Annotated in this window: 21 protein-coding genes; 19 read left to right on the top strand and 2 right to left on the bottom strand. The window is 56.5% G+C overall.

The window, feature by feature from the left end; genetic code table 11:
• Window positions 1-189: 189 nt before the first annotated feature.
• The 15 genes from GNP00_RS10375 (at window position 190) to GNP00_RS10305 (ending at window position 17,741) form a co-directional block, all read left to right on the top strand.
• Complete coding sequence (locus tag GNP00_RS10375) at window positions 190-1,170, top strand: tripartite tricarboxylate transporter substrate-binding protein (RefSeq protein ID WP_011582245.1); 981 nt, start codon at window positions 190-192, stop codon at window positions 1,168-1,170.
• Between the two features lie 82 nt (window positions 1,171-1,252).
• A complete protein-coding gene (locus tag GNP00_RS10370; protein WP_166015981.1) occupies window positions 1,253-2,224 on the top strand; it encodes a VOC family protein in 972 nt (323 codons plus the stop codon).
• A gap of 10 nt (window positions 2,225-2,234) precedes the next feature.
• Window positions 2,235-3,290 carry a zinc-binding dehydrogenase gene (locus tag GNP00_RS10365; RefSeq protein ID WP_049764811.1) on the top strand — a complete coding sequence of 352 codons (1,056 nt, stop codon included), beginning with the start codon at window positions 2,235-2,237 and terminating at the stop codon, window positions 3,288-3,290.
• A gap of 220 nt (window positions 3,291-3,510) precedes the next feature.
• Complete coding sequence (locus GNP00_RS10360) at window positions 3,511-4,458, top strand: MarR family winged helix-turn-helix transcriptional regulator (RefSeq protein WP_011582242.1); 948 nt, start codon at window positions 3,511-3,513, stop codon at window positions 4,456-4,458.
• A 575-nt stretch (window positions 4,459-5,033) separates the two neighbouring features.
• Window positions 5,034-5,636, top strand: a complete 603-nt coding sequence (locus GNP00_RS10355; RefSeq protein WP_166016034.1) for a UbiX family flavin prenyltransferase — start codon at window positions 5,034-5,036, stop codon at window positions 5,634-5,636.
• Window positions 5,637-5,722: 86 nt separating this feature from the next.
• Entirely contained in the window at window positions 5,723-6,997 is a 1,275-nt protein-coding gene (locus tag GNP00_RS10350) for a flavin-dependent oxidoreductase (RefSeq protein ID WP_011582240.1), read from the top strand.
• Entirely contained in the window at window positions 6,994-8,445 is a 1,452-nt protein-coding gene (locus GNP00_RS10345) for a UbiD family decarboxylase (RefSeq protein WP_011582239.1), read from the top strand. The genes GNP00_RS10350 and GNP00_RS10345 overlap by 4 nt, the downstream gene beginning before the upstream one ends.
• Window positions 8,408-10,123: an aldehyde dehydrogenase family protein gene (locus GNP00_RS10340; RefSeq protein ID WP_246259261.1), complete on the top strand. Its 1,716-nt coding sequence runs from the start codon at window positions 8,408-8,410 to the stop codon at window positions 10,121-10,123. Before GNP00_RS10345 ends, GNP00_RS10340 begins: the two co-directional genes overlap by 38 nt.
• The gene (locus GNP00_RS10335; RefSeq protein ID WP_083764510.1) at window positions 10,056-11,876 is read left to right on the top strand and encodes a thiamine pyrophosphate-requiring protein; all 1,821 of its coding nucleotides are present in this window, start codon (window positions 10,056-10,058) and stop codon (window positions 11,874-11,876) included. The genes GNP00_RS10340 and GNP00_RS10335 overlap by 68 nt, the downstream gene beginning before the upstream one ends.
• A gap of 601 nt (window positions 11,877-12,477) precedes the next feature.
• The gene (locus GNP00_RS10330) at window positions 12,478-13,464 is read left to right on the top strand and encodes an ABC transporter substrate-binding protein (protein ID WP_041544811.1); all 987 of its coding nucleotides are present in this window, start codon (window positions 12,478-12,480) and stop codon (window positions 13,462-13,464) included.
• A 122-nt stretch (window positions 13,465-13,586) separates the two neighbouring features.
• The gene (locus GNP00_RS10325; RefSeq protein WP_049764810.1) at window positions 13,587-13,979 is read left to right on the top strand and encodes a c-type cytochrome; all 393 of its coding nucleotides are present in this window, start codon (window positions 13,587-13,589) and stop codon (window positions 13,977-13,979) included.
• Between the two features lie 92 nt (window positions 13,980-14,071).
• A complete protein-coding gene (locus GNP00_RS10320) occupies window positions 14,072-15,067 on the top strand; it encodes an ABC transporter substrate-binding protein (RefSeq protein WP_011582234.1) in 996 nt (331 codons plus the stop codon).
• Window positions 15,068-15,192: 125 nt separating this feature from the next.
• Window positions 15,193-15,675 (top strand): DoxX family membrane protein, encoded by a 483-nt coding sequence (locus tag GNP00_RS10315; protein WP_011582233.1) that lies wholly within the window; start codon window positions 15,193-15,195, stop codon window positions 15,673-15,675.
• A complete protein-coding gene (locus tag GNP00_RS10310) occupies window positions 15,676-16,203 on the top strand; it encodes a tripartite tricarboxylate transporter TctB family protein (protein WP_011582232.1) in 528 nt (175 codons plus the stop codon).
• A complete protein-coding gene (locus GNP00_RS10305) occupies window positions 16,203-17,741 on the top strand; it encodes a tripartite tricarboxylate transporter permease (protein WP_166015977.1) in 1,539 nt (512 codons plus the stop codon). Before GNP00_RS10310 ends, GNP00_RS10305 begins: the two co-directional genes overlap by 1 nt.
• 989 nt (window positions 17,742-18,730) lie before the next feature.
• Here GNP00_RS10305 and GNP00_RS10300 read toward each other — a convergent pair.
• Window positions 18,731-19,891, bottom strand: coding sequence for a porin (locus GNP00_RS10300; RefSeq protein ID WP_011582229.1), 1,161 nt, complete (start codon window positions 19,889-19,891; stop codon window positions 18,731-18,733).
• Between the two features lie 724 nt (window positions 19,892-20,615).
• Here GNP00_RS10300 and GNP00_RS10295 point away from each other — a divergent pair.
• From GNP00_RS10295 to GNP00_RS10280, 4 genes are all read left to right on the top strand, one after another.
• On the top strand, window positions 20,616-21,383 hold the full coding sequence (locus tag GNP00_RS10295; protein WP_011582228.1) for an MBL fold metallo-hydrolase: 768 nt from the start codon (window positions 20,616-20,618) through the stop codon (window positions 21,381-21,383).
• Between the two features lie 380 nt (window positions 21,384-21,763).
• Window positions 21,764-23,128: an MFS transporter gene (locus GNP00_RS10290; protein WP_011582227.1), complete on the top strand. Its 1,365-nt coding sequence runs from the start codon at window positions 21,764-21,766 to the stop codon at window positions 23,126-23,128.
• 1,118 nt (window positions 23,129-24,246) lie between these two features.
• Window positions 24,247-24,738 (top strand): DUF6644 family protein, encoded by a 492-nt coding sequence (locus GNP00_RS10285; protein ID WP_011582226.1) that lies wholly within the window; start codon window positions 24,247-24,249, stop codon window positions 24,736-24,738.
• A gap of 27 nt (window positions 24,739-24,765) precedes the next feature.
• Window positions 24,766-25,278 carry a DUF6644 family protein gene (locus tag GNP00_RS10280; protein ID WP_011582225.1) on the top strand — a complete coding sequence of 171 codons (513 nt, stop codon included), beginning with the start codon at window positions 24,766-24,768 and terminating at the stop codon, window positions 25,276-25,278.
• Here the strand turns inward: GNP00_RS10280 and GNP00_RS10275 are convergent.
• Complete coding sequence (locus tag GNP00_RS10275; RefSeq protein ID WP_166015975.1) at window positions 25,227-25,862, bottom strand: sensor histidine kinase; 636 nt, start codon at window positions 25,860-25,862, stop codon at window positions 25,227-25,229. The two genes, GNP00_RS10280 and GNP00_RS10275, sit on opposite strands and share 52 nt — an antisense overlap.
• Between the last annotated feature and the right edge of the window lie 3 nt (window positions 25,863-25,865).

Genomic DNA, 25,865 nt, shown 5'->3' with positions numbered 1-25,865 from the left:
AAAGCTGTCCGAGCGCTCGCATTTGTGGCGCATCGTTCGGACCAAATAATCAGATATCATCGTTTTATGTTGACGAAGACCTTGGCCGCTTCTACCATTCGAGGCGCAGGCGAAGGTGCCAATGGATGCTCTCGCGACTGTTGAGCATGGACGCCGCGGGCAAAAGAACCGTGGCAGGAGGAGGATCAAGTGAGGAATGTTGGACTGTTGTGCGGTGTTTTCCTGGCTTTGTGCGGCGTCTCCGCGTCGCATGCTCAGGAAAATTTCCCGAACAAGCCTATCACCATTGTAGTGGCAGGTGGTGCCGGCGGTAATATTGACGCCACGGCGCGCATGCTGGCAGACAAGATGAGCAAGAAGTGGGGGCAGCCGGTTCTTGTCGAGGCCCGGCCGGGTGCTGGCGGCAGCGTCGCGGCGGACTATGTCAGCCGTGCCAATCCCGACGGCTACACGCTTCTGATGGCTGCGCCCGCCCCTTTGGTGATCAACGAGGCGCTTTATGGATCGCTCAGCTATGATCCGAAGGAGCTGGCGTCGATTTCAGTGGTCAACTCGGCGAACAATACGGTCGTCGTCAGCAAGAATGTCGCGGCCAAAAACTTCGAAGAGTTCCTTGCCTATGCGAAATCGCATCCAGGCGAGGTGAGCTATGCGTCGCAGGGCATCGGGACGCTTCCGCATCTGGGCTCGGAGCTTCTCAAGACAGTGGCCGGCATTGACCTGTTGCATGTGCCCTTTCGCTCCACTGCGACGGCAATGAACGACGTAGCGGCCGGCAACGTCGATATGATGATCCTGATGCCGGTGGCTGCTCGAAACCTGGTGGAGTCCTCTGGCGCTAAGATACTTGCGGTGGCCTCGCGCGAGCACCTTCCGGAGTTGCCTGATGTGCCGACGCTTGACGAGCTTGGCGTTCCGGGCGTCTACATCGAGAGCTGGAACGCAATCGCCGCACCTCCCGGCACACCTGAGGAGATTGTCAATACCCTGAATGAGGCAGTGCTCGAGGCCCAGGCAGATCCAGATACCCAAAAGCAGATAGCTGCGATTGGAATGGTCAGCATCGGCAGTACGCCGGCAGAGATGGATGCGTTTCTTGAGGAAGAGCGTGTGCGTTGGGAGGCCGTCATCAAAGAGGCTCACATCACCGCCACGGCAGACGCAAACTGATTTGCTTCAATAGCTCTAGTGCTGCGCTGGTCGCTGTCAGCGCAGCACGAGTTCAATGAGCCTCATCGACCGGAAATTCGAAATGGAAACCTTGGTAAACGGCACTAACAGTAACATCAAACAAAGACGGCTTGAGAACCCCTATCCCTGGACCTGTATCGTTCAAGCGCGCCGCATAGGCCATTCGGTGCTTGAGACGCCTGATCTCGGGCGGCAACTAGACTACTACACCGACCTGCTTGGGTTTTCCCTTGTAGACAGGCAGAGAAAGGACGCCTTTCTTGCAAGCCGTTCCGGTCAATTGGCCATCCACATTCGGCAGGGCGATGCCGCACATTGTTCCGCGTTGTCCTTCGAGGTTGCTCCCGATACGGACTTCACCGCCGTCGCCAGAGATTTGAAAAATGCCGGAGTCGACAGCGACCTGGCGAGTGATCCGGCTCCTGGTATCAGCGGCAGCCTGACGCTGCTCGACCCCAAGGGCACGCGCATCGAACTGTTTAAATCATGGGATGCTGTGGGTGACTTGTCGCGCGTCACAGGCGTAGCGCCACTAAAGATGGGCCATATCGCCTTCAGCGTGCCGGAAATTCACAAGGTCGTGGACTTCTACAAACAAGTTCTGGGGTTCCGTGAATCCGATTGGATCGAGGATTACTTTGCATTTTTGCGCTGCAACAAGGATCACCATACGGTAAATTTCCTAAAGGGCCGTACCGGTCGGATGCACCACATCGCATTCGAATTGCTCGATGCATCGCACATCATGCGGGCCGCCGACCTTCTTGGCCAAAACCGGATCAAGGTGATCTGGGGGCCAGGCCGACACAGCGTCGGGCACAATTTGTTCCTTTACCACCGCGACCCGGATGACCATATCATTGAATTTTATGCCGAGTTGGATCAGATGGCCGATGAAGCGCTTGGCTATTTCGAGGCGCGGCCCTGGCATTTCGAGAAGCCGCAATGGCCGCGCGTCTGGCTGCAAGAGGAATCCATGACCTGGGGATTGCCGCCTCTGCCGGACTTCCGGCGCCAACGCGAACAGGGATAGGCCGCACTCGATGGTAGAGGACAAGATGTATGCCGCCGTCATGCATGATTTCGGCGGTCCGGAAGTCATTGGCTGGGAAATGGTTCCTACGCCGCGACCCGGTCCCCATGACGTTCTGGTGCAGGTACATGCTGTCACCGTAAACCGCACCCTGGATATAAAGGTGCGTCAGGGGGCGTATGCCAAGCGCCCCGTTTTGCCGCATGTGTTAGGGGTCGATCCCTCAGGGGTCGTGGTGGAGACGGGGGCGGAGGTAAGCGACTTCAAGCCCGGCGACCCCGTGGCTGTGTCATCCCGCATTCGCTATGAGCCCGAGGACGTGCCGCGGATGTTGGGTGTTGATCTCTGGGGCGGCTATGCCGAGTATGTCTGTGTACCCGCTGCCAGTGCCTTTCCGTTGCCCGCGGGTCTTGATTTTGCAACAGCCAGCATTGCCATTCGGCATGTCCCTCAAGCTTTCCATATGCTGGAGACAAAGGCGAAGCTGCAGCCGGGCGAATGGGTCCTGGTCATGGGCGCCTCCGGCGGCCTCGGTAGCGCAAGTGTGCAGGTCGCCCGTCATCTGGGCGCGCGGGTGATTGTGGCCGCCGGTGCGGACGAAAGGGTTTCCGCGGCGATGGCGCTGGGCGGGGAATTCGGGATCAATTATCGCAGCCAGGATCTGCACGCCGAGGTCATGCGTATCACCGGCAATGCAGGAGTCGATGTGGTTTGCGAGAATATCAGCGATCCGGTTCTATTCCCGGCGGCATTTAAAAGCCTGCGCCGTTTCGGCCGACTGGTCAGCGTGGGCACTCACGGGGGCGGAATTGTTCCTCTCGATGTTGCCTTTCTCTACCTCAACCAATTGACCATTATGGGATCGACCGGCCAGACGCCGGATGACATCCGCAAGGGTATTGAGCTTGCGGCCAGCGGCAAGTTTCGGCCACTGATCGGCTGTGTGCTGCCGCTCTATCAGGTGCGCGAGGGGCATGTGTTGGCGGACGGAAACGACGTGCTTGGAAAGGTTGTGCTTGATCCAAGGGCACGGCCAAACGGTGCTGCGCAGAGCCTTCGATCTTGACATCAAGCCGATAGCAAAGTTGAGGAGACGGCGATGTGTAATGCGCTTTATGCCGGCATCGGTGGTAGACGCTGCCGTTTGTTGTTCCCAGGCTCGCAGATAAGTTGACAGCGCGGCATGTTGTACCCATTTTGGCAACGTTTGGGGTGGTATCCTTGAGCCCAGTTTCAATGCTACGGCGTTATGTGAAAAGTCCGACGATGTGTGGTGGGGTGCATTGTTGATCGGCGAAGAAGAAGACGAGACGCAAATCTACCGTAAGCGCTTAACCGACCTTTATCGTCGTCCAGGATTCAAAATTCGCCGCGCAAAGCAGATTTCGCAATCCATTTTTGACGAGGCGTGTTCGTCACTAGGCATTACTACGACGCAGTTTGGGGTCATGTTTGCCTTGAATGCGTTGGATAGCCTTGATCAGATTACCGTGGCGCGTCTCATTGGCCTTGATCGGTCCACCGCAGGCCTGGTGATCGGGCTGCTCGAAAGTCGGGAGCTGATTGCCCGTGAAACCGACGTCAATGATCGGCGTCGTCGCATCCTTCGCCTCACTCCGCAAGGGCAGGAGGTGTTCAGGCAAGCGGCAAAACCCGCCGAGCGGGCCAAGTTGCGGCTGCTTGACTGTCTTTTGAGCCATGAGCGCCGCCATCTCATTAAGCTCCTGACGCAATTGGTGAACCATGGTAACCTCGCGCCTGAGCAGGGTGCCGATCGCAAAAAGCTACAGGAGCTTTATCGGCGGCCAGGCTTTCTATTGCGTCGAGCGCACCAGCTTTCGGTCGCGCTGTTCCTGGATCACTGCAAAGATTTGCAACTCACCCCGAGCCAGTATGGTGTGCTGTATGTTCTCGATAAATGCGAGAATATCGATCAGGTGACGCTGGCACGTCTGATCGCCATCGACCGTTCAACAATCGCGCTGGTGCTGAGACTGCTTCGCAAACGTGGTTGCGTCGTTAAGAAGGTTGGCGAGGATGACATGCGGCGGCGCATCCTGTCTCTCACCAGCGAAGGCCGCGAGCTCCTGCAGAGGGCGAGCATCCCGGCCCGTCAGGCAATGAATGACCTGGTGGCGCCGCTTTCAGAAACGGACCAAGCTGCGCTGTTCGGTATGATTGACCGGATAATCGGGCGCAATGAGGCGCTTTTTTCGACGGTTCCTGACATCTAATCTGCCATCTTCCCCCTCTGCCGGTAGGCCATTGGCCCATGACGCGTTGTGTGCATGGCTATGTCTGCCAGGTTCGATGCGCATGATAGCCCTTGCCATTGGCGGTTGCTAAAAATAGCGCATCGTCACGGCCCGCTATCGCCTTGGACACTAGACCGGGCATATTCGGCTTCCTTCAGGCAGTTCCAGCATCCGCTTCCGGTAAAAGGGTGGCAGATACTGCCGGTTGCCTTCCAGAGTGCATCGGACCTCCAATCACGGGAATCGCAACCCGGCCAAAGTTTTCTAATTCAGGTTTCAACCCGAAGCTCCAGTCGATGAGGTTGAGCGCTGCGGTTTACGCTGGGGACCGGTGGCTGCTAAACTAAATCGTGCTTGTCTGCAGATGGATGGCCGGCAAGGCATGGCACTCAGTTGCGCGCTATATCGAAAGCACGTTGACATATCGTCAGATGTCATCCTATTATTTGGAGTGTTTTGCGGCGGCTCGGCCATTGAACAGCAGCTCCAGAATGCTTGCAGAATGCGTACACTCTGGCAGTACCAGAAATGTCTCGCATGAAACCACTTGGGGGATGTTGGGTGTGGCTCATCCTAGGATGATTGTCGGGATTAGCGGTGCTTCGGGAGCCATTTACGGCCTTCGGTGCCTCGAGCTGTTGCGTGACCTTGGGGTCGAAACGCATCTCATAGTTTCAAAAAGCGCTGTGCTGACCATTGAGCAGGAGCTCAATATGAAAGCTGCGGACTTCAGGAAACTTGCAAGCTATTGCCATGCGCCTGGCAATATTGGTGCGGTTTGTGCGAGCGGATCGTTTCAAACGCTTGGCATGGTCGTAGCGCCGTGTTCCATGCGCAGCCTTGCTGAGATCGCCGTTGGTGTAACCTCCAGCCTGTTGACGCGGGCAGCCGAGGTGGTGCTCAAGGAACGCCGGCGGCTGGTGCTGTTGGCGCGTGAAGCGCCGCTGACCTTGACGCATCTGCGGAACATGACGGTCGTCACTGAAATGGGCGGCATCATACTGCCACCGGTTCCCGCATTTTACACTCACCCGAAGTCACTCAACGAGATGGTGGATCATACAATCGGTCGGACTCTCGATCTCTTCGGCCTCGACACTGGAAAGCTGAAGCGGTGGGAGGGGCTGAAAGGACCCGTCACACAAATCTCCGACTAGAACCAACGAGGCTGAATGGCAGCCATTTCGCCAATTAAGACGACGTCTTATTATTAGACATCTTCTGTTGCATTTGGAGTGCACAAATGAAAGTTATCATCATTGGTGGCGGTATCGGGGGCATCACGCTTGCTTGCAAGTTGGCCCTGAAGGGCGTTATCGCCGAGATCTTTGATGCTGCACCGCGACTGGACCCGATCGGCCTTGGCGTCAACCTGCTGCCGCATGCGGCCGAGATCATGCAAGAGATCGGCGTGCTGGCCGATATTGCCGCTCGCGCCGTAGAAACCTATGAGTCGACCTTCTTCAACCGGTTCGGCCAGCATATATTCTCAGAACCGGCTGGCTTGCGGGCGGGCTATGCCTTGCCGCAATACTCGGTCCACCGGGGTGATCTCCATGGCGCAATGCTCAGGAGATTCATTGAAGTAGCTGGCAACGAACATATCCATACATCCCATCGGTGCGTCGGATTTGATCAGGGTCACAACGGTGTCACCGCTCATTTCGAAGACCCGCAATCCGGTGCAGTCCTTCCCTCAGTGCGGGGTGATGTCCTGATTGGCGCCGATGGTATTCATTCCGTCATCCGTAAGAAGCTGCATCCGGACGAGGGAGGCCCTGTTTACTCCGGCGTTAACATGTGGCGTGGATCCATCGTTCACAAGCCCTTCCTTAATGGCGCGAATATGGTGCGGATCGGCTGGCTTTCCACGGGAAAGCTGGTTGTTTACCCCATACGCAACAATGTCGACGGGTTCGGCAATCAACTTATCAACTGGGTCGTCGAGATCGAGACGCCGCACCACAAGGACAAGCGCGACTGGAACAAGGAAGGGTCGATTGATGATTTCATCGGCGCTTTCGAGGACATGCGATTTGATTGGCTTGATGTGCCGGCCATGTTGCGGGGCACGGAAAAGGTGCTCGAATATCCGATGGTGGATCAGGACCCGCTGCCATTCTGGACCCAGGGCAGGGTCACTCTGATGGGCGATGCGGCTCATCCTATGTATCCCCGCGGCTCCAATGGCGCCTGCCAGGCCATCATCGACGGGAAGGCGCTTGCCGATGCGCTGCTTTCGCACGAGCAGCCTGCCGCCGCCTTCAAAAGTTATGAAGACGAGCGGCGCCCTTCGACGACGAAGGTCGTGTTGACCAATCGTTCGATGCCGCCGGACATCATACTCAAGGAAGTTTTTGAGCGTACCGGCGATAAACCATTCGAGGACATCAATGATGTGATTTCGGTCGAGGAGCTCGTCCGACTGTCCAACAACTACAAGAAAATCGCGGGTTATGATCGAGAGCATCTCGGCGCGCGAGCGTCCGGGCCTCAAATCACGGGAAACACGATATGACTTACCTGAAGAACCGGCCGGAGCCCTACAAGGATTTGCGTGAATTCCTGGCGCAGGTTGAGGCGATCGGTGAGCTGAAAACCGTCAAAGGCGCGAGCTGGGACCTGGAAATGGGATGCCTGGCCGAACTGATCTATCATAATGATCAGGAAAGCCCGCCGGCGATCTGCTTCGAAGATATTCCCGGATATCCGGGCTTTCGTTGCGTATCCGGGCTGACCAATTCCAGCCAGCGGCTTGCCATTACGCTCGGCTTCCCGCTTTCCAAGAATCCGCTCGACATCGTCCAGAGCTACCGCGACCGCATGAAAGTGCACGAGCCGCTACCTCCGCGATTTGTTTCATCCGAGGAAGCGCCGATCTACGAGAATGTGCTGCGCGACGACGAGATCGATATCCTGAAGTTCCCGATTCCCAAGCTGCACGAACTCGATGGCGGGCGCTACGCTGGTACAGACGATCTTGTCATCATGCAGGATCCCGAGGATGGTTGGGTCAATATCGGCACCTATCGCTCGATGGTGCATGATGCCAGGTCGCTCGGCCTATGGATTTCGCCGGGAAAGCAGGGCCGCCAGATCCGCGACAAATACTTTGCCCAGAACAAGCCTTGCCCAGTGTTGATCTGCATCGGGCACGACCCGTTGCTGTTCCTGGCGTCGGGCAACGAGTTGGCCTATGGCCTTTCCGAGTTTGACTATGCGGGTGGGCATCGTGGCGTGCCATTCGAGGTCGTCAAAAGCGACGTCCATGGCCTGCCGATGCCGGCTCATGCCGAAATCGTCATTGAGGGTGAAATGCACCCCGGCGAGCTCAGAATGGAGGGCCCGTTTGGCGAGTTTACCGGCTATTACGCCAGCAATCCAAGCCCGCAGCCGGTAGTGCGTATCCAACACATTTACCACCGCAACAATCCGATCATGACTATGGCGTCGCCAATGCAGCCGCCATCCGATTTCAGCTTTTCAAAATGCGTCACGAAATCCGGTATGATCTGGGACGAGGTGGAGCGCGCCGGTCTATCGGGCGTGCGCGGGGTCTGGTGCCACGAGGCCGGTGGCGCGCGCATGTTCAACATCATTTCTATCAAGCAGCGCTATCCCGGACATGCCCGGCAGGCGCTGCACCTGGCCGCCAGCTGCCAATCGGCGTCATATCTCGGGCGCTGGGTGGTCGTTGTCGATGAGGATATCGATCCGACCAATACTTTTGACGTGCTTTGGGCGATATCGACCCGCTGCGATCCTGCCCAAGACGTGGATTTTATCCGTCGCGCCTGGTCTGGCCCGCTTGATCCAATGCTCAACGAGGCGGATGGCACCAATTCGCGCGGACTCATCGATGCCTGTCGGCCATTTGAGCGGTTGAAGACGTTTCCGCCAGTGGCGCGGGCATCCGACAAGTTCCGCAATGAAATCGCGGAGAAGTTCAAGCACTATCTCGAATAGTTCCGTCCAGGGGAGGATGAAAAAACGCCGGGGAGGGCAAAATTTGGCCCAACGGCCGGAAGCGAGATGCGCGGTGCAACCCGCGTACCGGTCAAAAGTGGCCGCCATTCTCCCATTTGGTCAGGTCGTTGGTCCGACCGGCGCGAGGCCTGCTGCCCCCCTACACGCCGGCACAGCGAAAGCACATGAAAACGTCCGGAGTAACAACATGGCACTGCTAGAACATCCGCAAGTCGGTCCGGCTCAAAACCATATTGACGGCATCTGGCGCCACGGGCCAGTAAGTGAACGACGCGAGACATTTGATCCGGCGACCGGCAAAATACTCGGCCACTATGATCCGGGGACCGTGGATCTGATGGACGAGGCGATCGCTGCCGCGCGTCGTGCCTTCGATGAAACCGCATGGGCAAGCGCCCCACGCCTGCGTGCCGAGGTGCTGCTGAAACTGGCCGCCCGCCTTTCTGCTGATCATGAGCGGTTGGCCACGCTCAACGCCTACGAGAACGGCAAGAGCTTCATCCAGGCGAAGAACGAAGTCGCCACCGCTATTTCCGAAGCCAAGTATTATGCAGGCCTAGCCCGTTCGATGACGGGCCGCATGATGGAGCCTGAGCCGGGCTGCTATTCGCTGATCAGCCGCGAACCGATGGGCGTAGCCGGCATCATCGTGCCATGGAATGCACCCGTCACACTGTTGCTGCGCTCGCTTGCTGCGGCGCTTGCCGCAGGTTGCACCGCGGTGGTCAAGCCCGCTCCGCAAACCCCGCTCATCAATGCCGCCGTAATCCAACATTTGGTTGCTATTACGGAAATACCCGACGGCGTAGTCAATTCGATCAATGACGGTGGTCCCGCCGTCGGCGAACGGCTTGTTGCCTCGAGCGATGTGGACGTAATCAGTTTTACAGGCTCTTCCGCCGTCGGTAAACGCATCATGGCCGCCGCTGCCCCCACTCTAAAGCGCGTTTCGCTTGAACTGGGTGGAAAAACCCCCTCGATCATTTTCGACGACGCCGATCTGGACAAGGCCATATCGGAATTGGCCCGGGCCTCGCTCGTCAACTCGGGCCAACAATGCGTTGCCGCCAGCCGCTTTCTCGTACACAGGAACGTGCTGGACGATTTTGCGGACGGCATGATGCAGCGGTTGCGCAGTGTTCCCGTTGGTCCAGGTTACGACACGGACAATCTGGTTGGCGCGATCATTGACCGGCCGAACCGCGACCGCTTGCTGGGCTGGCTCGACAGATGCGCAGACGATGGCGATATCCTGCTGCGCGGTGAAACCCTCGATGAACGCTACCCCGGTGGCGCTTTCCTGACGCCAAGCCTGGTCCTGGTGTCAAGTACTGAAGCGCTCACCGTTCAGGAAGAGTTGTTCGGCCCGATTATCACGCTGGAGCCATTCGCAGACGAGGACGAAGCGCTCGCAAAGGCCCACGCAACTGCCTATGGCTTGGCCGCAAGCGTATTCACGCGCGAACTGGACAGGTCGCTCCGCATGGCACGGCGACTGCGGGCGGGCACGGTCTGGCTCAATACCCACGGCAAGCTGATTGCTGAAGCCGAAATGGAGGGCCACCGCGAAAGCGGGATAGGCCGCCTGCATGGGGCGGACGCCATCGGTGAGTTCCAGCAGACCAAACACATCTACTTACCCTTTGGCCAAAGCTGAACGCGGGCCCACGGAGACCATCATGAACCAAAAAACGCTAAAGAACGTGACGGTGGCCGAGGCTTACCTGCACCTGCTGGCGGATCGCGGCGTAGACTATTTTTTTGCCAATGCCGGGACAGACTTTGCCCCGCTCATCGAAGCTTTCGCCAAAGGCGAAGTCGAGGGGACGCGCCTTCCGAAACCCATCACCGCGCCGCATGAGAATGTCGCGGTATCAATGGCCCTCGGTCACGCCCTGGTCAGCGGTAAACCGCAGGCGGTGATGGTTCATGTGAACGTGGGTACTGCCAACGCATTGTGCGGCCTGCTCAACGCCCAGCGGGTGCGCGCACCCATGCTGTTCACCTCCGGGCGAACGCCTATCTTGGAGGAGGGGCTCCCCGGCCATCGGTCCAGCTTTATTCACTGGCCCCAGGAGATGTACGACCAGGGCGGTATGGTGCGCGAGGCCGTGAAGTGGGACTACGAACTCCGCAATTCGGTGCAGATTGAAACAGTTCTCGATCGGGCACTATCGATTGCCAACAATGCGCCGTCGGGTCCGGTCTATCTGACGCTGCCGCGCGAAGTCCTTGCCGAGACGCTGGAGAGCTTTACCTACACGCCGGGCGGGGGCATGCAGAGATGCTCTGCCCCGTCGGCGGCCAGCGCGGGCTCGATTCAACAAGCAGTGGAAATGCTGCAGAAAGCTGAGAACCCGTTGATCATTACGTCGACCAGCGGGCGTACGGCGGGGGGCGTCGCCGCCCTATCTCGGTTGGCTCTCGAACATGCCATTCCGGTTATCTCATTCAACCCGCGCTACATGGAAATCGCGAGCGCCCACCCCATGAACATGGGCCAGAATATCAATGCCTGGCTTCCAGAGGCCGATGTGGTTCTGGTGCTCGATACGATCGTGCCTTGGATACCGTCGGAAACCCGGCCGAACGCTGCTGCCAAGATCATACATATTGGCGAGGACCCGCTCTATACTGAGGTGCCAATCCGCAGTTTCCGCTGTGATCTGGCGATCGCCGCCGACCTTGAGACGGCGCTGGTCCAAATCGCCGATGGACTGGCTACTTCCCCATCGAACGATCCTGAACTGGTGGACCGCCGTCGTGCAGCACTTGCGCAAAGGCGCCGGAAGCTGGACGAGACGAGGCTAGCCGCATGGCAGAAGGCGCAGCTTTCCAAGGAAATCACGCCATTGCATATCAGCCGGACCATCGACAAGGTGAAGGGCGATGACGGCCTCATCTTCCGCGAATCCGGTATTCGCATCGATCACATGAGCTTCGGAAAGCCGGGGACGTATTTCTTTTCTGGCGCGGCCGGGGGGCTGGGCTGGAGCCTTGGCGCGGCGCTGGGCGCGAAGCTGGCGGCACCTGACCGGACAGTTATCTCCACGGTGGGTGATGGCTCCTATATGTTCGGTACGCCGCTTGCCGCTCACTATGTGGCTGCCGAGCAGAAGCTGCCGGTGGTGTTTATCGTCTTTAACAATGGCGGCTGGCACGCAGTGCGCAGGGCAACACGCGGCATGTATAGTGACGGTCATTCCGCCGAAGCCTCAAGATTCGGCCGCGAACCGCTCACCGACTTTAGCGTTGATATCGGTTTTGAAAAAATCGTGGAAAGCGTCGGCGGTCACGGCGAACGGGTGGAGCATCCGGACGATCTTCAAAAGGCAATGGATCGGGCGATGGACATCACCCGTACAGAGGGCCGCCAGGTGCTACTCAACGTGGTCTGCACCACATCCTGACGCTGATTTCTCGCACAAGTTTCCTGGCAATGTGCCGATGCCGTCTATGCAGGTGTCGGCGGCATGCAGGCTAGGCAGACCTGATATGGCAAATGGCATGAGCGCTTAGCGGGCTGTGGAACATCGTCCTGTGGCTGCGTGCTGTCGGCGATGAAATCAAGCCGGTAATTGGGCCAAAACGGCCCGGTCCCGTGGGTTCGATCACTTGCCGGCTGGCTTACCCGATGTCCCGCATGGGGCTATCCATCCTCCGCGCGGGTCGCCGCCCCGAAGGGGAACAGAGTTGTTTTGCCTACAAATGAAGACGTCTGAGCAAATTGTTCGGTTGTGTCAGCTGGCGTGGCCGCGGCTGTGCCTGCTATCGGCCGCATGGCTGCGTTTGCAAAAGCATAGCGTGTGGCCCAATCTATCGTGCATATTATGTGCCGGATCCTCGTCGCCTCCGCGAGCACTCGACTGCTGAACCATCGGAGAATGATCGCGCTATTAATCAGACGTCAAACTTAATTATTGACGCAACAATATGCTGGCGATAATGTCCATTGAACGTGAGGGAGGGCTCATGGCGCGCCGGTCACGTTACCTTGGAGGAGGAAAACCAATGGCCAGGACAAGATCAAAAATTCTGTCGGCTGCGGCAATAATCGCCGGACTGCAATTTGCGGCAACTGCGCAAGCAGAGCCCACAACCCTGAAATTCGGCTTCAACCAGGGCTCGGTCACTCTGTTTCAGTCGTTGGGTTTTAAGGTTGCGATCGAGCGCGGATTTCTGGAAAAGGAAGATATCACTCTTGATGTCCACATGCTGGCCGGCAGCTATCATCAGGTCGAGGAACTCGACGCGGGCACTGTCGACGTGACCTATGTTGCCGTTACGGACCTGGTGCCGGAGGTTATTGACGGCTCTGACGCGGTCGCTATCGTCGGTGGCCCGCGGAATCCGGTTTATGCAATGATTGCGCGGCCGGATATTACGTCCATCGACCAGCTCGAGGGCAAGCCCATAGCTATCTCGCTGCCTGCCGATATCATTACGCTCGCTGCCGATGACCTCTTTGCCGCGCACAATCTAAAGGGCTATGAGCCGGTGTTGCTTCTTGGCTCGGTTAATCGCGCTGAATGCCTCAAGGCCGGCGACTGTGCCGCAGCCATGCTCGCTCAGCCGTTCGATATCAGCCTTGCGAAGGAGGGCTACAATGTCGTCGGTTCGTCGCACGAAGTTTACCAAGACCTTCAATACACGGTATATGCAGCCAGGCGGGCCTGGGCGGAAGAGAATAAGGAGTTGATGGTTAGGTTCGCCCGCGCCATGGGGGAGTCCTATAAATACATCGCCGATCCCGCAAACAAGGACGATGTTATTGCATTGGCCGTTGAAATGACTGGCCAGCCTATCGAAATCGTTCAGGAACTCTATGCCGCCGACTATGAACCCTATAACGGCGTTCTTCCCAAGCATGGGGAAATCAGCCTGAGCGGATTTGCCAAGGTGATCGAGCTGATGCACCGCGCGGATGCCATTAGCGAGGTCTGGCCGACCGAGAAATTCGTCGATACGCAGTACCTTGAAGCCGCAGGAATGCAGTAGGCGGCCGCTGTAGCACCGCCTGGAAGAAATTGCAGTTTCCAAAGCAGACTCGCCGAATAGCGGCCGCGCAATCACTGAAAAAATGCGCGGAGTCGTAGGGCGTCAATGTTGAGATGAGCCCCATGAAGATCAGTCGGACCTTTCGATTAGTCAGCGTTCTCGTGGCCATGGTTTATACGAGTGGCCCGGCGTTTGCCGAAGGCGACGCGGTGGCTGGCAAGGCGGTGTTCGAGAAGAACTGCCAAGTGTGCCACGAGGCGGAAAAGATGCGCAACGGCGCCGGGCCTTACCTGCTGGGTGTTGTCGGCAGGCCGGCGGCCTCCACAGACTTTCCCCGGTACAGCCAAGCGCTCAAGGATTCAGGAATTGTCTGGGATCCCGAAAATATCAGTGCCTTCATAAGTGGCCCGAAGGCATTCGTGCCTGGCACTAGGATGTTCTTCACTGGCCTTAAGACCGAGGAGGAGATCGCCAATGTTGTGGCCTATCTCGTTGAAGTGTCCAAGGCCAAGTAGCCGGGCCAGATGAGCGGTTCTGTCCGTGGTCGCCGCGACTTGCTGCCGCCGTCGATAAGACAATGACAAGGGAATTTCTGGGAGGAAGTAAAATGAGGATTTTATTCGGAAAGTTATTTGCAGCCGCAGTCCTCGCAACCAGTGTGGCAGTTCCGCACGCTCTCGGCGCTGATCAAGTGACTTTGCGCTACGGTGTCATTGAGGCATCGCTGGGGCTGTTTCAATCCATCGCATTGGAGGTGGCGCAGCAAAAGGGAATGCTCGACAAGGAAGGAGTCATCCTGGAACTCGTTCCGTTTCAAGGCACCAGTCACATGATTGATGCGCTTGACGATGGTAAGGTCGACATTTCTTACACAGCGTCGCCCTACCTGATACAGGGCGCTCTGGCCGGCTCGAATGCCGTGGCCGTTGTGGGTGGGCCGGCGACCACCATTTACAGCCTCGTGGCTCGCCCCGAAATAAAGTCGTTCGACGATTTGCGGGGCAAGGCAGTTGCCCTGTCGAAGCCTGAGGATATCATCACAATTTCGACGCAGCAATTGTTGGCCAAGCACGGCCTTCAGGCCGGAGACTATGTGAGCACCGAGTTGATCGGAACGCCAAAGCGTTCTGAATGCATTGAAACGGGCGCTTGTGCTGCCGCGCCGCTGTCTCAACCGGATGATTATGAATACCTCGCCAAGGGATTCAACATTCTCGCGAACTCCAGCGAGGTTATTCCGGTACTGCAGTTCACCGTCATTGCAGCCAACAAGGACTGGGCGGAAGGTCATCGGGATGAACTCGTTCGTTTCGCCCGCGCGATGGGCGAGGCCTACAAGTTCGTCTCCGATCCCGCCAACAAGGAGGAAATTATTCGGATCGGCGCCGAGATGACCGGCGCGACTGCTGAGATTACAAACCAGATCTACAGCCTTTATTTCGAGCCAAATATCGGTGTGCTGCCAAAGCATGCCGAAATCAATATGGAAGGCATGTCCAAGATTATCGAACTAATGGGTGGTGCAGGGCTACTCAGCGAGCCGCTTCCGTCTGCCGACCAGTTCGTTGACCTTCAATACCTCAAGGAAGCGGGGATGCAATAGAGGAGGTGTTCGCGCCGCTGCATTGGCGGCGCGGCTGAACTCTATCGTTGCAAATAAGTGGTTTTGGCGCAGCGTTGGGAAGCGGGGTTGGCGGGGGGCGGCAAAATGAGAGGGGAGGAAAGGGTATGACACAAGCTCAAATTACGGCGTTTAACTTAATTCTGCGGTTAATGTTGGCCTGGGTTTTTCTGTACGCGGCATCGCGCCAGGTTTTCAACCCGGGGTTCAGTGTGGCGGGCCTAGTGTCTCGCACCACCACGTCCAACCCCATCTTTGGCTGGATTGCTGATCCGGCCGTTGCACCGATATTCAGCTTCCTGGTCGCCTACGGCCACTTGCTGGTTGGCCTGTCGCTGCTGCTGGGACTGTTTTTCCGGCTGGGCGGGTTAGTCGGGGCCTTTCTCATGATGGTTTACTGGCTTGCGCACATGGATTTTCCCTATATCGAAGGCCCGCAAAACCTGCTGATTGATTACCATGTGATTTATGCCACGGTGCTTGTGTTTCTTGTGCTCAATCGTGCAGGTCATTCCTATGGCCTTGACGCGATGGCCGGCAAGTTTGGTTTCGTGGCGAATCGTCCCTGGCTGCAATCACTTGTCACTTGAATGGGGCTGATTGGCCGGGAAGCCCAGTCCCTTTCCGGCCTCGATACGCCGAATGCCGGCCTAGCAAATGAGGAAGAGAAGATGAAGGTATCGGATTATGGCGAGTTTGCTAGTGGCGCGCTTCTCATCGCCGTGGGGTTGTTCGCTACCGGCTACGCATTGACTTTGCCGATGGGAAGCTGGCTGCGCATCGGCCCCGGCGCATTTCCTTTTGGTGCGGGCGTGATCCTTTTAGGCTGCGGCATTGCAACGATTTTACCGGGCTTTTTGAAAAGCGGATCGACGCCCAGGATTGAAGTGCGGCCCGCTTTGGCTGTGTTGGGCGGTGGACTGGTTTTTGCGCTTCTTATTGAACATGTCGGCCTAATTCCTTCAGTTTTCGCGCTCGTGCTGATTGTCGCGACGGGCGACGACAAACTCAGCATTCGGGCTAAATTCGGCTTGGCCATAGTGCTCAGCGCGCTGACTTTTGCCATCTTCAAATTGGGCCTTTCGTTGCCCGTACCCGCGGTGGAGTGGTCGTTCTGATGGGATATGAAGACTTTCTTGCAAATGCGGCGCTTGGACTGGAGACAGCGCTGCTCCCAGCCAATTTGCTTTACTGCTTCATAGGTGTTTTTGTTGGAATGATCATCGGTGTGATCCCCGGGGTGGGTCCACTGGCCGCCATGTCCATTCTGTTCCCGATTACCTTTTACGTAAGCCCAACTGCGGCGCTGATCATGCTGGCGGGTATTTATTACGGTTCTTCCTATGGCGGATCCATCACCTCGATCTTGCTGAATGTTCCGGGAACACCAACAAGTGCAGTAACCTGCCTTGACGGCAATCCGATGGCCCGAAAGGGCCGCGCGGGGGTGGCGCTCATTACAACTACAATCGCGAGCTTCGTTGGTGGCAGTGTCGGCATCGCGCTAATGATGATGTTCTCGCCGCTCATCGTTGCACTGGCCCAAATGTTTAGCTCCGCAGAATATTTCTCGCTGATGGTTCTGGGGCTTTTGGCCGCCACCATCATAAGCGATGGCTCACAGGTCAAGGCCCTCGCCATGGTTGCTATGGGGCTTCTATTTGGCACCGTTGGGCTTGATCTGAACACCGGCATTCCACGCTATACCTTTGGTCTGATCGAATTGAGCGATGGAATCAGCCTTATTGCACTGGCCATGGGTATCTTCGGGTTCTCCGAAATGATCTCCAGCCTCCGGGGAGTTAAGACGGGTGAAGTGCGAAGGGTGACCCTTAAGTCACTGATTCCGGCCCGAGACGACGTGCGACGTTGGCGCATGGCGATGGCCCGCGGCGCTGCTGTCGGTTCTTTTTTTGGGGCGCTTCCAGGCGTCGGGCCCGGTGTTGCCGCCTTCTTGGCGTATGCGCTGGAAAAGCGAGTCTCGCGTAACCCCGAACGTTTCGGTCATGGGGCCGTCGAAGGCGTTGCTTCGCCGGAGGCAGCCAACAATGCCGCGGATCAGACAGCATTCATCCCCACTATGACCCTAGGTATTCCCGGCAGCGCCACCATGGCATTGGTTCTGGGGGTTTTGATCATGCACGGAATCACCCCCGGACCGCGGTTGCTCACTGAGCATCCAGATTTGTTCTGGGGCTTGGTCATGAGCTTCTGGGTTGGAAACCTCATGCTGTTGCTGCTCAATGTTCCACTCGTCGGCGTTTGGGTTCGGTTGCTGCAGATCCCCTATAAATGGCTCTACCCGGCAGTGGTGATGTTCATCTGCATTGGCGTGTACTCGGTCAATAACAGTGCATTCGATGTCATTCTCGCGCTGCTCTTCGGCGCACTCGGTTATGGCCTGCGCGTCCTGGGCTTCTCGCCGGCGCCGTTGCTGCTGGGTTTCGTGCTTGGCCCGTTAATGGAGGAGCATTTTGTTCGCGCGATAGTCCTGGGACACGGCAATGTGTTGATCTTCCTCGAGCGCCCCATCAGCGCCGTCGTCATCGGAATCTCGGCCGTGCTGATTATATGGGGCGCCTATTCAACCATCAGGCAGTTTCGTCGGAACGCCCGGGTTCTCGAGCAACAGCAACAGCAACAGCCGTCGATCTGAACGGAATTCGTAGATGAATGCACTCAGAATTGCAAAGCGGCATTGACCCGTCGCGATCGGGGTGGGCTGGTGTCAATCTTAGTGCATAATGGCTTTGTAGCATCACCGCGGCTGGCAGACGCGGCGGTGGATGGCGAAGCCCGCCACTGCTGACTTTCGGAGCCGGTGAGCCCAGCGATGGGTGCGTATGCCTGCTGTTGCAGTGGCTGTGCCAGGATTGGATGACGAACTGCGGGGCTGTGAAGATCACGCCGTGGAGATACGTCCTGGAGTTTTGCGTTGAAGCTCCCGCAGTAACCGTTCTCTCACGGGCCGCCGTAGCCGGTCCTTGCTCCGACGGCAGCCATGCATCGCGTACCACGCTGGCACGAGTTCTGGGCCTTTACCTACGGAAAGGACTGAAGGGAGAGGCGAAGATAACGGCGCGCGCAGCTTTTCGCTACCCGACGTCGGGCGGACGGCAAATCAGAGTGCCTCTAGAATATGCCGCCACAAACGCATCTGGTGATACCGAACAGTGTTGGTAGAGCTGCGCGATGAGGCCCTGATTGGCCTCCCGGCATAGTCGCCGGAACTCGCCTTCGCCGAACTCGCCCATCCCCTTGACATTGGATGAACTTGAAATCAGCCCGATGACTGTCTTAGGAAATCTGCGGGAAGATGCGCGTTTTCCCGCCGCCGAGAGGCGTTTTGAGTCCGCAGGGGTTGATCGAAGTCTTGACCGCAGAATTGAATGCAACAAGCTGGGCTTCGGCCTAGGGGCGATCACGCGCGTCAATCCGCGCGACGATGGACTAGAACGGGAAGTACTTTGCGCCGCTATGAGGAAAGGACGCGTTAGGGATGTGGTCGCGAATAGAGCGGTTCTTCAACAACTCGCAGCCTAAACTAAGGAACCCCTGGAATGAGCCCAACAAAATCCATTCCTCGAAAAATGGGAAGGCAGCGCGATCATTGCTGCCTTCCCCAGTTAGGTCAGAAGAGCTTATTTAAAAAGAGCGTTGAACGCGAAGCTTTCCGGTCCAGTCGTCGGAATCGTACCGCGATGTTACCGGATGGACATAATCATAATCTGTATACCTTGCCTCGAGTCCAACCTCGAAACCCGAGACTGGCTCCCATATGGTGTTCGCTGCGACTTGAAAGTAGCTATAGTCATACAAATTTCCCATATCGATATCGATCTCACCATACCCGGCAGTCAGATTTGATTCGATTGACCGCGACCAGCTGTGCTTGATGCCAGCTAGGGTGCCCCAGCCTGTCGTGGTGTCCCATCCGCTACCGGTTGCGTTGACAACAGCGTCAGGAACTCTTTGATTCAGTCCGCCACGCCCGAAAAGCGGTCCGCCCCGACCTTGGTTGATATAGTCGACGGCACCATCCACATACGTGGCTATGAGGAGCAGCCTATCGCGCGGAGAAAGGACCGGCAGCTTGATCTCCACTCCAGCACCGACCGCCCATCCATAGTCTGTACCGACTTGAGCAAGTGCACCTGCTCCGCGGATCTGGTGAATTGCGGCTTGGGCCTGGGCGCCTCCCCAATCATCCTGCAGGCGGATGTTTGCAACAACATCCGGGATCGTTTGGACGTCGTAATCGCCTCCAATGCCCAATCCGGCGCTACGCGCGGTAGCATCTTCAAGAGAAAGCGTCGCGGAGAGATATTTGTTGATTTCGTAAGTATAACCAATCAACTTCAGAGGTCTCGAGGAAACCGTAGCCGGGTTATCAAAATTATAAGGTCTGACATAATCAAAAAATGAAGGAACCAGCCCGGCCGTCAATCCTGCAAACTGTATGTAGGCCCTGTCCAGCCCCATGCTACGTCCCGAAATGCTGTCGTCGTTGGCTGTGATTCTGATGACAGAGCGAAGGTCGCCATATTCGGTCGGCGTACGGGCGTCGAAATTGAGTTCGGCTCGGCTGCGTGCGGATAGTGTATCGTCTGCGTAGGTTGTTTCGAAGCGAACAAAACCATAGTATTTCAGGCAAGTTTCAGTGCCCGGTATGAAGTAAAAACCGGTGCCGAAGACGTCGCAGATCCGGACAAAGTTGGCCGGTTCCGCGGATACGGTTTTAGCCTGTGCTGCCGATGTTAAAAGCACCGCTGCTGCGGCGCCTATGTAGAAGTGTGCGCGCGTCATATCCCCCTCCTTTGGTAGTCCTAAATGTTCGTATTCATTCCCTGGCAGTCTGGACTGCCTGATTAGCAACCGGGTCCTCCAAATAGCTATCCGGATGCAGCGTTCTGGGCTTTCAGAACGCCAAGCCGCGCCTAGCGCCCTTCCGGAAGAAGGGGCGCCTCAACCGGCGCGAATATTCTCGCTCCCGTTAAACACGGGCGACGACAACTTATGCAGTTTCTGGTGCATTAGCTTGCATGGATGTCCCCCCTTGTAACTTCACACGAATGGCCAGCGGTGAACCACGTCAGGTTTCTGATTACCACTCGGACATGGTGTGCCAAATGGCGTATCGCTCTATTTAAGATAAGCGAAACGCAGTTTGAAGGAGGTAATGAATGTCAAGAATAAGTCAATAATTATAATATTTATACTAGTTGCAGCTTTTTGAGATGCATTTCGTAATCTGGCGCATTGTATCAGTTTCATTCTTCTACTGTGTCGGTGGAATGGAAATCGGATCCAACTGAAAAGCGGTTGGAATCGGCCGCGCTGCGAGGGCGCATGAAATCCGGCATGTCTTAAGCCCAAACACACGAAGACATTTTGCGAAATATTACTACAGATTACGAAATTGTATGGTATATACCACAAAATGTATTCAGGAGCGCAGCATTGACGAAAAGACTATTTGCATGATAGGCGAGTTAAACAATATTAATCTGGATAAGTTGCGGGTGCGTTCATGAAATATACGAGACGCTGGGTGTTGACGGCTGGGGCCATGGGGTTGGGGATAGCCGGTTGCATAGGACCGCATATTGCGTCAGCCAAGGCACAAGGAAGCGACACCATTCCTGCCGACGGTGGGGAGATCACTGTCCATCCTGTGGGACATGCTTCCATCGTCCTGGAGGCAGGCGACATGACAATCTACGTCGACCCGGTCGGCGAGGCATCTGCCTACCAGGCCTTTTCAGCCCCGGATCTCATCCTCATCACGCACGAGCACCCCGATCACTTCAACGTTGACTTGCTTAATGCGCTTGCGAGCAACGGGACAAAGATCATTGCCAATCCGGCGGTCTTTGAGCTTTTACCAGAAGCTCTTCAGGGCATGGCCGCGCAGATGGCCAATGGTGAAAGAACAGAGGTGGCTGGCATCGGGATCGAAGCTGTTCCCGCATACAATACTACGCAAGAGCGGCTGCGGTATCACCCGCAGGGGCGGGACAACGGGTATGTGCTCTCGCTTTCTGGAGTGCGAATCTACATAGCTGGTGATACGGAAGATACCCCCGAGATGCGGGGCCTTCAGGACATCGACCTGGCTTTTGTGCCGATGAACCTGCCATTCACCATGAGCGTTGAGCAGGCAGCGGATGCGGTGATCGAGTTCAAGCCGAAAGTGGTCTACCCGTATCATTACCGGGGTAACGACGTAGATCAATTCAAGAGCTTGGTGGATCAGTCAGGCGCAGAAATCGAGGTACGCCTCGCCAAGTGGTATTAACTTGGCGAGTTTGCATTGGCAGAGCGTGATTGCGCTTGAAAACCATACCTGAGCGAGCAGTCTGATGACTGGGTAGACAGGTGAAGATTGGGGGATGTCTCTTCTGGCGATTTCCAACCTGGTGCTTGTTGGAAGGCAGGCCGGAGCCTTTGCCGAGATCGAGGTCGGACACTAGTTGGACCCGCCCGTAGTTCTTGGACGTCTAAGCCCTTTAGATGCATCGCATCCTTCACCTGAATCCAGGCCAATTGCCGCTTCGCAGCGGGATTTTGGATGCAGCGCTGGTGTGTAGACGCAAGCCGTCCGTGCCGGCGTTACATCTTTAAAAAAGCAAACGTCCTGCTCCAGCTCTCGCTGGAGCCATCACGGAGGATATAGTTGTGCTCGAAGCCGCACGCATAGATGCCGCTGCAGTCATCAATGACAACAATATTAGTCGGTTCCAGTACAGAATTTTCATATTAGCCACGTTGATCATGATGTGCGACGGCTTTGATACCCAAGCCGTAGCATATGTGGCGCCGAGCATCGTGGCCGAGTGGAATATGGCACCGGGTTCATTTGGTCCAGTGTTTGCCGCGCTGTTGCTTGGCAGCATGGTGGGCGCGTTCGCGTTTGGCTATTTGGCTGACAAAATTGGACGCAAATACACGCTGGCCGGATGCGTCGCGCTGTTTGGGATCCTGAACTTTGCGTCGGCATACGCGACTTCCATTGAAACATTCACTGTGCTGCGGTTTCTGTGCGGAATCGGGCTCGGCGGCACTGTTCCCAATGTGACGTCGTTGGTTTCTGAGTATGCGCCGGCAAGAAAAAGGGCGACACTCGTCGCGATCACCTGGGCAGGTTTCGGGCTTGGCGCCGTCGTTGGTGGATTGATCAGCGTGCCATTGATCTCACACTTTGGCTGGCCGGCCGTTTTCATCGCCGGAGGGATTCTTCCGCTGCTGCTGCTGCCTTTCATATTTTTCTCAGTGCCGGAATCGATCAAATTCTTGATCCTGGCCGGAGGCAAAGGTGCGGCGGTTGCTTCGATTCTCAAGCTGATCTGTCCTAGCGGCTCTTTCAAGGACAATGATGTTTTTGTTCTTGAAGAAAGCCGGCCGGGACGAGGGCAGATTTCCGCCTTGTTCAAAGATGGACTGGCGATAGGCAGCATTTTCCTTTGCCTCGCCTTCTTCATGAGTCTTCTGCTGGTCTATCTCTTCATCAACTGGATACCGCTGCTTCTGCGCCAGGCAGGCCTTCCCCTTCAGCATGCAGTTATGGGAACGATAATTTTCAACCTGGCTGGCATTATCGGTAGTGTCTTTTGCACACAGCTCATCGACCGCAAGGTGGCTCGGCCGGTATCGATCCTGATCGCCGCCTACTTTATCGGAGCCGCTGCCGTGTTCTCTATTGGGTATGCTGGAACAGCGTTTTGGCCGATCATGATCACAATCTTCCTGAGCGGCTTCTTCATTATCGGAGTCCAGTTGTCGTTGAACGCCTTCATCACGAACTACTATCCGACTTCAATCCGCGGTACGGGGGTCGGCTGGTCGCAAGTTATTGGCCGGCTGGGTTCTCTTCTTGGTCCGTTGATTGGGGGTGCACTGGTGTCGCAGGGTATGGCACCGAGCCAACTGTTCCAGGTAAGCGCCGTTGCACCGCTTCTTGCGTGCGTATCTTTGTTGATTTTCGCAAGGCTATCGAGGGCGGATCCGAAGGGGCAGCCTGCAATATCTGATGCCGCCGCCTGACAGCCCCATTCTCGGATGCGTTAACGGCATGCGCGTTTCTTCCAGGGTTACGGATATTTTGGGAAGAATGGAGCATTCCTGATCGTTGCCTTGAAGGCAAACTTTTGGTCTTGCCGGTAGCCGGGGAGGGCGTGCTACAGCCAAGATTGCAATGCTGTCTTGGCAGAGGGAGCGTGAACCTAGGAGACTTGGGCTGGCGGACTTGCCAACCGCCAGCCGACTGTCTCGACCACCGCCCGCATATAGATTCTGAAGGTGGCGCATGCGCAGTAGTGATCATCGGACTGTTGAACTGTTAAGCAACGTGCATTGAAGTGCGGGTTGCACAGAATGATCCGCTCCGGGCATTCGCGGGATCGCGGTCGTGGCACTGCAGCACTGATCCTGTCTAATATTCTAAAGTCAATTCTGCCTGAGAAGCTCCTTCGGGCCTGACCGCTGCAGGCGTTCTATTTCAATCCGCTCAGAGCGGCCTATTGAAACGGCTGGACCGGCAAAAACCTCTGTTCCGCTGGTCGCCTGGCGCCGGTGCCGAGGAGGTCCGGTCATGGTATTTTAAAGTAAGGTCATCGCCTGCAGGACGGTGATTTTTGAGAAGCTCGTATCATGCAGGGCCAGCTTGGTGTGAATTGCCCCGGCTCTCTAATCGGGGCCGTCATCAAGCTCCCATTGTAAATGCCACTCAGTCGGTCGGCTTCGCCAAGATAGCGCATTCCTCTGCCCTACCCGACCAGGGAGAAGTACTTGGTATTGTGCAGCCTCCGCTCGGTTACCGTCTCCGAATGTTGAGCATCTATGACGGGACCGGGTCATGGAACAGGAACTCGCCACGGCACCGCGCGTAAGCGGCTTGGCCACTCGAACGTACTTTGGCACGCCGTCTAGAAATTCGCCAGTAGCCTTGAATATATTTCAAAAAATTTCAAATGTTTGTTTAGATTAAAACTGCCGAAAATATATGTTGTTTGCGATCCTACTTGGCCAGTGTATTTATGGGGAAATCCTTACTGTGATGAGTCTTAGGCGCCTACACCAGCGTCATAGGAAGGGAGATTTGGTTTCAGCAAGCCCAGTGCGGTTGCGTGCATGGACCCGGAACTGCAACCTAAGGAGGCCGTATGCTATCCGTTTCCAACTGGATCTCAGGAACAGCGCTCAACGACCTGTTGATTGCTGTATCTTGGGCCGTGCCCCTAATTCAAGTCATTCACATTCTCAGTCTTGCGTTGGTCTTGACCTCGGCAGCGGTTCTGAGTGCGCGCGCCCTCGGCGTCGTTTTTGGGCAGGTTGACATCGAAGCCGTCGTCAAGCGCTTCTCACCCGTTCTTTGGGGTGCGCTCGTTCTCATGGTCGCAAGCGGAATGCTTCTGATCATAGCTGAGCCAGAAAGATCGCTGATAAACCCCGTTTTCGGGCTCAAAATGGCCCTGCTCGTAGCAGCAGTGGGAGCAACGCTTCTTCTGCAGAAGCGTCTCAACGGTATCGTATCGTCACCGGATGGACAGATAACGCTTTCAGCTTCGCTGCAGTTCCTTGCGGTTATCAACCTTGGACTATGGGTGGCGATCGCCAGTTGCGGACGTCTGATAGCCTATTATTCCACCCATTAATTCGGTATTCAAAAGTGAGAATTCCCAATGGCCTTTGAAGGTATCGCTCAGTGGCTTCAGAACACTCTTCTGGCCCAATTCATAGCCGGATCGGCATGGGCGTTTCCCGCAATTGAAACTGTACACGTTATCGCAATCGCTTTGGTGGTCGGTTCCATTTCCATCGTCGATTTGCGACTTCTGGATGTTAGCTGGAAGACGCACCGTGTGACGGACCTCACCCAGGAAATCCTGCCTTGGACGTGGGGCTTCTTCATCGTCGCCGTGATCACGGGCCTGCTCATGTTCATCTCGGACGCGGCGTCGTATGCGTTAAATTTCGCCTTTCAGATCAAGTTGCTCCTTCTGGCTCTAGCAGGGGCGAATATGCTCGTGTTTCATATGCTGATCGAGCCAGGCATCGACAGCTGGGACATCAACAGGTCCACGCCGGCATCGGCCAGGATTGCGGCCGGATTGTCACTCACCTTTTGGATCGGCGTCGTGACCTACGGGCGCTGGATCGCGTTTACGACGACTGACAATTTCGGACCCCTGTAGGCCGCGGATGTTTTCGGCCGGCCTGCCTGCCGCGACGGCTGTGCTGCAGGTTCCTTGTGAACGGGCATCGAAGAAGTCACGATCCCCAAATCGCTTGGTGTACTCCTTTTGAGCGTGACGACAACATCGAGTCCTCCGCCGGCGCCGTTTGAAATCTGCAGATCACCATTGTTGAGCTGCGCCATGTTTCTGGCGATGGTCAATCCCAGCCCAACGCCTCCTGATACATTCTCATCTAGCCGGCAGAAAGGCTGGAAGACGGCTTCGATCTTGTCGTCGGGAATTCCGGGGCCGCGATCGCGAATGTGGACGTGCACCCGATCGTCCTCCTGGCGGACGTAGACTTCGGCTTGACCGCCATACTTCAACGCGTTGTCGATAAGGTTGGAAAAGCACCGCCTCAGCGCCTCGGGGCGGGCCTCGACATCGCAATTGGCGCGCTCGATAAATTTGACATCTGCGCCTCCCTCGGAAGCATCGTCGATAACGCTCTCTAGCAATGAATCGAGCCTCAGGACAACCATGGGCTCTTCGACCTCACTGCCCCGATGGTACTCGAGGCCCTGGCGCACCAGGCGCTGCATGGA

The sequence above is a fragment of the Chelativorans multitrophicus genome, from assembly GCF_011317445.1.
In the GTDB taxonomy this organism is placed as follows: Bacteria; Pseudomonadota; Alphaproteobacteria; order Rhizobiales; family Rhizobiaceae; genus Chelativorans; species Chelativorans multitrophicus.
Note: the sequence above shows the minus strand (reverse complement) of the source record. Positions and strands in the feature narration are given on the sequence as shown.

Excerpts from the sequence above, each read along its gene's own strand:
- GNP00_RS10335 (WP_083764510.1), top strand. The coding sequence starts at position 10,056 with ATGGGGCGGACGCCATCGGTGAGTTCCAGCAGACCAAACACATCTACT.
- GNP00_RS10340 (WP_246259261.1), top strand. The coding sequence starts at position 8,408 with ATGAAATCGCGGAGAAGTTCAAGCACTATCTCGAATAGTTCCGTCCAG.
- GNP00_RS10275 (WP_166015975.1), bottom strand. The coding sequence starts at position 25,862 with ATGCAGCGCCTGGTGCGCCAGGGCCTCGAGTACCATCGGGGCAGTGAG.
- GNP00_RS10355 (WP_166016034.1), top strand. The coding sequence starts at position 5,034 with ATGTTGGGTGTGGCTCATCCTAGGATGATTGTCGGGATTAGCGGTGCT.
- GNP00_RS10365 (WP_049764811.1), top strand. The coding sequence starts at position 2,235 with ATGGTAGAGGACAAGATGTATGCCGCCGTCATGCATGATTTCGGCGGT.
- GNP00_RS10315 (WP_011582233.1), top strand. The coding sequence starts at position 15,193 with ATGACACAAGCTCAAATTACGGCGTTTAACTTAATTCTGCGGTTAATG.
- GNP00_RS10330 (WP_041544811.1), top strand. The coding sequence starts at position 12,478 with ATGGCCAGGACAAGATCAAAAATTCTGTCGGCTGCGGCAATAATCGCC.
- GNP00_RS10320 (WP_011582234.1), top strand. The coding sequence starts at position 14,072 with ATGAGGATTTTATTCGGAAAGTTATTTGCAGCCGCAGTCCTCGCAACC.
- GNP00_RS10305 (WP_166015977.1), top strand. The coding sequence starts at position 16,203 with ATGGGATATGAAGACTTTCTTGCAAATGCGGCGCTTGGACTGGAGACA.
- GNP00_RS10280 (WP_011582225.1), top strand. The coding sequence starts at position 24,766 with ATGGCCTTTGAAGGTATCGCTCAGTGGCTTCAGAACACTCTTCTGGCC.
- GNP00_RS10300 (WP_011582229.1), bottom strand. The coding sequence starts at position 19,891 with ATGACGCGCGCACACTTCTACATAGGCGCCGCAGCAGCGGTGCTTTTA.
- GNP00_RS10295 (WP_011582228.1), top strand. The coding sequence starts at position 20,616 with ATGAAATATACGAGACGCTGGGTGTTGACGGCTGGGGCCATGGGGTTG.
- GNP00_RS10285 (WP_011582226.1), top strand. The coding sequence starts at position 24,247 with ATGCTATCCGTTTCCAACTGGATCTCAGGAACAGCGCTCAACGACCTG.
- GNP00_RS10325 (WP_049764810.1), top strand. The coding sequence starts at position 13,587 with ATGAAGATCAGTCGGACCTTTCGATTAGTCAGCGTTCTCGTGGCCATG.
- GNP00_RS10370 (WP_166015981.1), top strand. The coding sequence starts at position 1,253 with ATGGAAACCTTGGTAAACGGCACTAACAGTAACATCAAACAAAGACGG.
- GNP00_RS10350 (WP_011582240.1), top strand. The coding sequence starts at position 5,723 with ATGAAAGTTATCATCATTGGTGGCGGTATCGGGGGCATCACGCTTGCT.
- GNP00_RS10345 (WP_011582239.1), top strand. The coding sequence starts at position 6,994 with ATGACTTACCTGAAGAACCGGCCGGAGCCCTACAAGGATTTGCGTGAA.
- GNP00_RS10310 (WP_011582232.1), top strand. The coding sequence starts at position 15,676 with ATGGGGCTGATTGGCCGGGAAGCCCAGTCCCTTTCCGGCCTCGATACG.